Below are 4,240 nucleotides of genomic sequence, written 5' to 3'. Positions count from 1 at the left end.
AAATCCTCTAATTCCTCGATTAAATGTTCTAAGTCTAGCTGTTGAAATTGATGATTTCTAAGCAAGCTAATGGTTTCTCCTAGCCATTGAGAGTCATCAAGCTCATAGAGTTGTTTTAATTGATGAACACCTAGCATAATTGATTATCTCCGTCTTGATTTTGTTTAATTTAGATTACTCTAACTAGATTGATGTTTGAGCGTAGCTATTCCTAATTGCAAAACCTCTAAAACCTTGGCTAAATCACCGGCTAATAAGGCATCTGTATCTAACCATAACCCAGGGAAGATCTGGGAACAAATTATCCCTTCTGAGTTCGGTTCAAGTTTAATATATTCTTCATTTGTTAATCTAAACCAATCAAATTCTCCATCTTCAACTCGCCAGACTAGATATTCTTGCACTTGGTTACGGCGATAAACATTAAGTTTTTGATGTAAGTCAAGGGAGACTGTACTCGCTGCAATTTCGACGATTAACTCTGGCGCACCTTCGACATAACCATCCTCACTAATCGTTGATTGTCCACCATTTTTAATTCTTAATAGTGCATCGGGTTGAGGTTCATTGTCAGTATCAAGACGAACCGTACAATTATCACCTAATTCGGTTCCTGGTGTACTTGACCAATAGTTACCTAGCCAAGTAATAATACGCGCATGAGGGTTGCCATGATTCGTAATTCTTAGGGGAGAAGCCATAATATAAACAATTCCTTCAATGAGTTCTGCTTTTTTTAGATTTGGCATAGCCTTATATCTACGCTCAAATTCACGACGAGTAAGCTTATCCCCATTTTCTAGGCGTGGAATGGTTAATTGAGGAGAAATTGTTGTAGTTGCTATCATCTAGGGATTTCCTCTAAATAGTTGCGGAGATTGGTCGTCATCTCTCGCTTTAATTGAGTACGGAAGTTATAAATTTCTTCCTGCCAATTAATTGTATTATATTCTGTTTCTTTTAAATCCTCTAATTCCTCGATTAAATGTTCTAAGTCTAGCTGTTGAAATTGATGATTTCTAAGCAAGCTAATGGTTTCTCCTAGCCATTGAGAGTCATCAAGCTCATAGAGTTGTTTTAAGGCGTGAATACTTTGCATTATTGATGGTCTCCATTAGCAGTTTTGTAGTTTTAGCAACTATCATAAATTTCAAATTTCGCTTAAGAATATGTCAAGAAAACCTCGAAATCTTCAAGCTGGTTATTCCTACCACGTCACCACACGCTGCAATAACCGAGAGTTCAAACTATCCAAGCGGGAATGCCTGGAGGTATTTCTTTATGCCATCAAGAAGGCTTTAGAAAAACACCAGTTTAAGCTTTATGCTCTCTGTATCATGTCTAATCATGTCCATTATCTGATCGAACCTGCCCAACCAGAAGATTTACCCAAAATTATGCACTTTCTCAACTGGTACAAGGCGATGTGATCCCCCGCCTTCGGCTTCCCCCCTTATCAAGGGGGGCTAGGGGGGATCGCACAGGACACTTTTGGGAAAAGCGGTATTTTTGCGATGGTTTCCCTCCTTCAGATAGAGAAAGGGCGTTAAATACCTTACGTTACATTCACGGAAACCCGAAAGCTGCCAAAATGCGTTCGACTTTTTTCTATGATTTCAGTAACTACGGTAGTTATGAACGCTTAACGGATGATGGCTTAACTCAATGGCATCCTGCTTTTCTTAAACTTGGTGACAGCTTAGAAGAATGCGCCAGAAAGTACAAAGGCTTTTGCCAGAAGTACAAGCCAAAGGAGAAGAACACCGCTATCCGATGCCACTGGGGAAGTAAGCTATTGGCACGGGTTCATCTCCCTGAACCTAAGTCTTCTGACACTCGTGAGTCAAGGAAAAGGGGTACCGAGAAGAGAAACAACCTCTGCTTCCCTGCTCCCTCTCTCCCTGCTTCTTCACCGTGCCAGGTATCCGAAACTCCCGAATTAACTAGGATTGTACGTCAATTCCTTGAGGCTAACCGTGCGCCTTGGCAAGGAGAAAAAGACTTTTGACCTGATTTGAGGTTCGTGCTAGAATCAAGGGGACTACTCTGCGTCGTCTCCCGCAAAAGGAAGTCCCAAACACCGTTCCGTTCCGTTCATACACCCCAATGTCGAGGGGGTGATCGCATTGCCAGCATCACGAGAGACGGTAGCGGTATTTTCCCGTTGGACAGGAGCAGCATTGCGGGGTGTCAGTTTTTTGGTTTTCATGGGGTAAATTCTCCAATGATGTTAATTAATTTAATTAACCGGCCTTGACGTCTTCTTGTCAATAGTTTTTTGTGAAGTTTTTGTGAAGTTTTTGTTGAGTTTTTGTTAAGTTTAGATCAGCTTAAATTTCCCGAAGAAACTCCCACCCGATGCTACTGGGAAGCAGGGAAGAATGACACCCTTAGCTTGATGCGATCGCTTTCTTAATCAAGATCAAACATAGCATCTAAATCTCTATATCCACTAACTACTCTTGCGATTTCAATTCCGTTTTCAAGAGGGAAATAAAATATCAGATAATCTTCTACAGGAAAACTTCGTAATCTAGGGATTAACTCATCGCGCCTACGTCCCAGATTGGGGAATTTAGCTAATTTTTTACAAGCCTGTTGGATTTTTTCTTTTAAAATTCTAGCAGCTTGCGGATTTTTCCCAGCCAAGTAACTATTAACTTGCTTTAAATCCAATCTAGCTGAGGGTGAGAAAATAATCTTTGATATTATTTCTGACTCATCGGGAAACCCTTAGCCTCTATTTGTTGTAAATCCTCTTCTAATTCTGAAAAAACCTCTTCGGCATTAATTCCTTCCTGTCGTCTTAATTCCTCAACGCCAATCATAACTTCCCGTTTCAATTCCTCAAATCTTCCTCGGTAAATTCTGTCTCTTTCTGCCAATAAACGCAATCCCTCTTGAATAACGGCTAAATCATCTTGATATTTGCCTGTTTTCATTTGTTGAGCAATCAAATTTTCTATTTCTGGTGTCAGTTGGATAGTGTTCATTGCTTCTCCTAATTACCGTGATATCATCCTGATGGAGTATTATAGCGCTGACTTTTTAGCATCTTATAATTTTAACAGATTATACAAGACTTGTCACACCCCCCAGCAAATTACCTGATCGATCAAATCTTGACTGATGCCAAAAAAAATGGCTCTCCCCGGTTTGGTGGGTAAAATGTATTCTAAGATAGAGTCTTGGGGCAGTGAGTGGAACGAACCACTCCAGACACAAAGGACACAAAGATTGATCGATCCTATGTAAGTTAAACTTATCACACAGAATCTAGAAGAGCCAAAAACTTAAATATAGAATAGTGATTCAGTGATCTGATGAAGACAATTGTTATCTAGTTGGCTTACCCGACTTTCCAGGTCAAAAATGGCGAACTCATGGTAATACTTATGCTGAATCAGTGAAAAATGCTGAAGAAGTCCTAGAATCTCTGATGGAACTTTATCAGAAATTAGGAGAATCTTTACCTGAGCCTGAAATAAATAAAAAGAGAGAAATTTTGCAAAAATAAACCTTGATAAGGGAATTGATGATCATCGCATTGGTAGCCAAAAAGTTTTAATTGTTCTGATTGGCAATAAATTGACGAACAATCTCAACTCTTAGATTTAATTCCCGCGCAATTTGTTCTTCGTTAAGTCCCAACTTAACCAGAAGAGGAATTGTTTCAAGTTTTCCTTCTTCTTTTCTGAGGAAATTTGTAGATAATAATCTTCTCGATTAACTCGATAACATTTCTTTGAGTGTTAGGGTCAATAATCTGTCGGCGGGTTTGCTCAATCAAGGATTGAACCTGTTCGGGTAAATTAGCCAAAAAGTTTTAGTTGTTCTGATTGGCAATAAATTGACGAACAATCTCAATTTTTATATTTAATTCCCGCGCAATTTGTTCTTCGTTAAGTCCCAACCTAATCAGAAGAGGAATTGTTTCCAATTTACCTTCAAGTTTTCCTTCAAGTTTCCCTTCAATTTTTCCTTCAATCTTCCCTTCAATTTTCCCTTCAATCTTCCCTTCAATCTTCCCTTCAAGTTTCCCTTCAAGTTTCCCTTCAAGTTTCCCTTCAATTTTTCCTTCTTCCTTAGCTTCTTGATAAAACTTGGTTTGTTTCCATTCAGTGAGATTAAACATGGCTTCTAACTCCTGGCGACTTTTCTGAGGAAATTTGTAGATAATAATCTTCTCGATTAACTCGATAACATTTCTTTGAGTGTTAGGGTCAATAATCTGTCGGCG

General features: G+C 39.1%; 8 protein-coding genes and 2 pseudogenes. 1 reads left to right on the top strand and 9 read right to left on the bottom strand.

The window, feature by feature from the left end:
- The 3 genes and pseudogenes from EWV66_RS05415 to EWV66_RS05405 form a co-directional block, all read right to left on the bottom strand.
- A partial coding sequence (locus tag EWV66_RS05415; protein ID WP_287115918.1) for a DUF29 family protein occupies positions 1–137 on the bottom strand: 137 nt, incomplete at its 3' end.
- 42 nt (positions 138–179) lie between these two features.
- A complete protein-coding gene (locus tag EWV66_RS05410) occupies positions 180–848 on the bottom strand; it encodes a Uma2 family endonuclease (protein WP_052278188.1) in 669 nt (222 codons plus the stop codon).
- A gap of 8 nt (positions 849–856) precedes the next feature.
- Positions 857–1,099, bottom strand: a pseudogene (locus EWV66_RS05405) (DUF29 family protein); the annotation flags it as partial.
- A 70-nt stretch (positions 1,100–1,169) separates the two neighbouring features.
- Here EWV66_RS05405 and EWV66_RS05400 point away from each other — a divergent pair.
- On the top strand, positions 1,170–1,430 hold the full coding sequence (locus tag EWV66_RS05400) for a transposase (protein WP_128575314.1): 261 nt from the start codon (positions 1,170–1,172) through the stop codon (positions 1,428–1,430).
- A gap of 611 nt (positions 1,431–2,041) precedes the next feature.
- On the opposite strand, the gene EWV66_RS05395 is transcribed toward EWV66_RS05400, so the two are convergent.
- From EWV66_RS05395 to EWV66_RS05370, 6 genes and pseudogenes are all read right to left on the bottom strand, one after another.
- Positions 2,042–2,209: an anacyclamide/piricyclamide family prenylated cyclic peptide gene (locus EWV66_RS05395; protein ID WP_287108806.1), complete on the bottom strand. Its 168-nt coding sequence runs from the start codon at positions 2,207–2,209 to the stop codon at positions 2,042–2,044.
- A 203-nt stretch (positions 2,210–2,412) separates the two neighbouring features.
- Positions 2,413–2,709 (bottom strand): type II toxin-antitoxin system RelE/ParE family toxin, encoded by a 297-nt coding sequence (locus EWV66_RS05390; RefSeq protein ID WP_008206074.1) that lies wholly within the window; start codon positions 2,707–2,709, stop codon positions 2,413–2,415.
- Positions 2,709–2,993, bottom strand: a complete 285-nt coding sequence (locus tag EWV66_RS05385) for a ribbon-helix-helix domain-containing protein (protein ID WP_287108805.1) — start codon at positions 2,991–2,993, stop codon at positions 2,709–2,711. Before EWV66_RS05385 ends, EWV66_RS05390 begins: the two co-directional genes overlap by 1 nt.
- Positions 2,994–3,072: 79 nt before the next feature.
- Positions 3,073–3,269: pseudogene (locus EWV66_RS24345) on the bottom strand (hypothetical protein).
- Positions 3,270–3,673: 404 nt separating this feature from the next.
- Entirely contained in the window at positions 3,674–3,820 is a 147-nt protein-coding gene (locus EWV66_RS05375; protein WP_287115917.1) for a DUF2887 domain-containing protein, read from the bottom strand.
- A 6-nt stretch (positions 3,821–3,826) separates the two neighbouring features.
- Positions 3,827–4,240 (bottom strand): DUF2887 domain-containing protein (locus EWV66_RS05370; protein WP_287115916.1); only part of this gene is annotated, 414 nt, incomplete at its 5' end.

The organism is Microcystis sp. M_OC_Ca_00000000_C217Col (genome assembly GCF_007095585.1).
Taxonomy (GTDB): Bacteria; Cyanobacteriota; Cyanobacteriia; order Cyanobacteriales; family Microcystaceae; genus Microcystis; species Microcystis panniformis.
The sequence above is the reverse complement of the archived record's forward strand: the minus strand, read 5'-3'. Positions and strand labels throughout refer to the sequence as shown.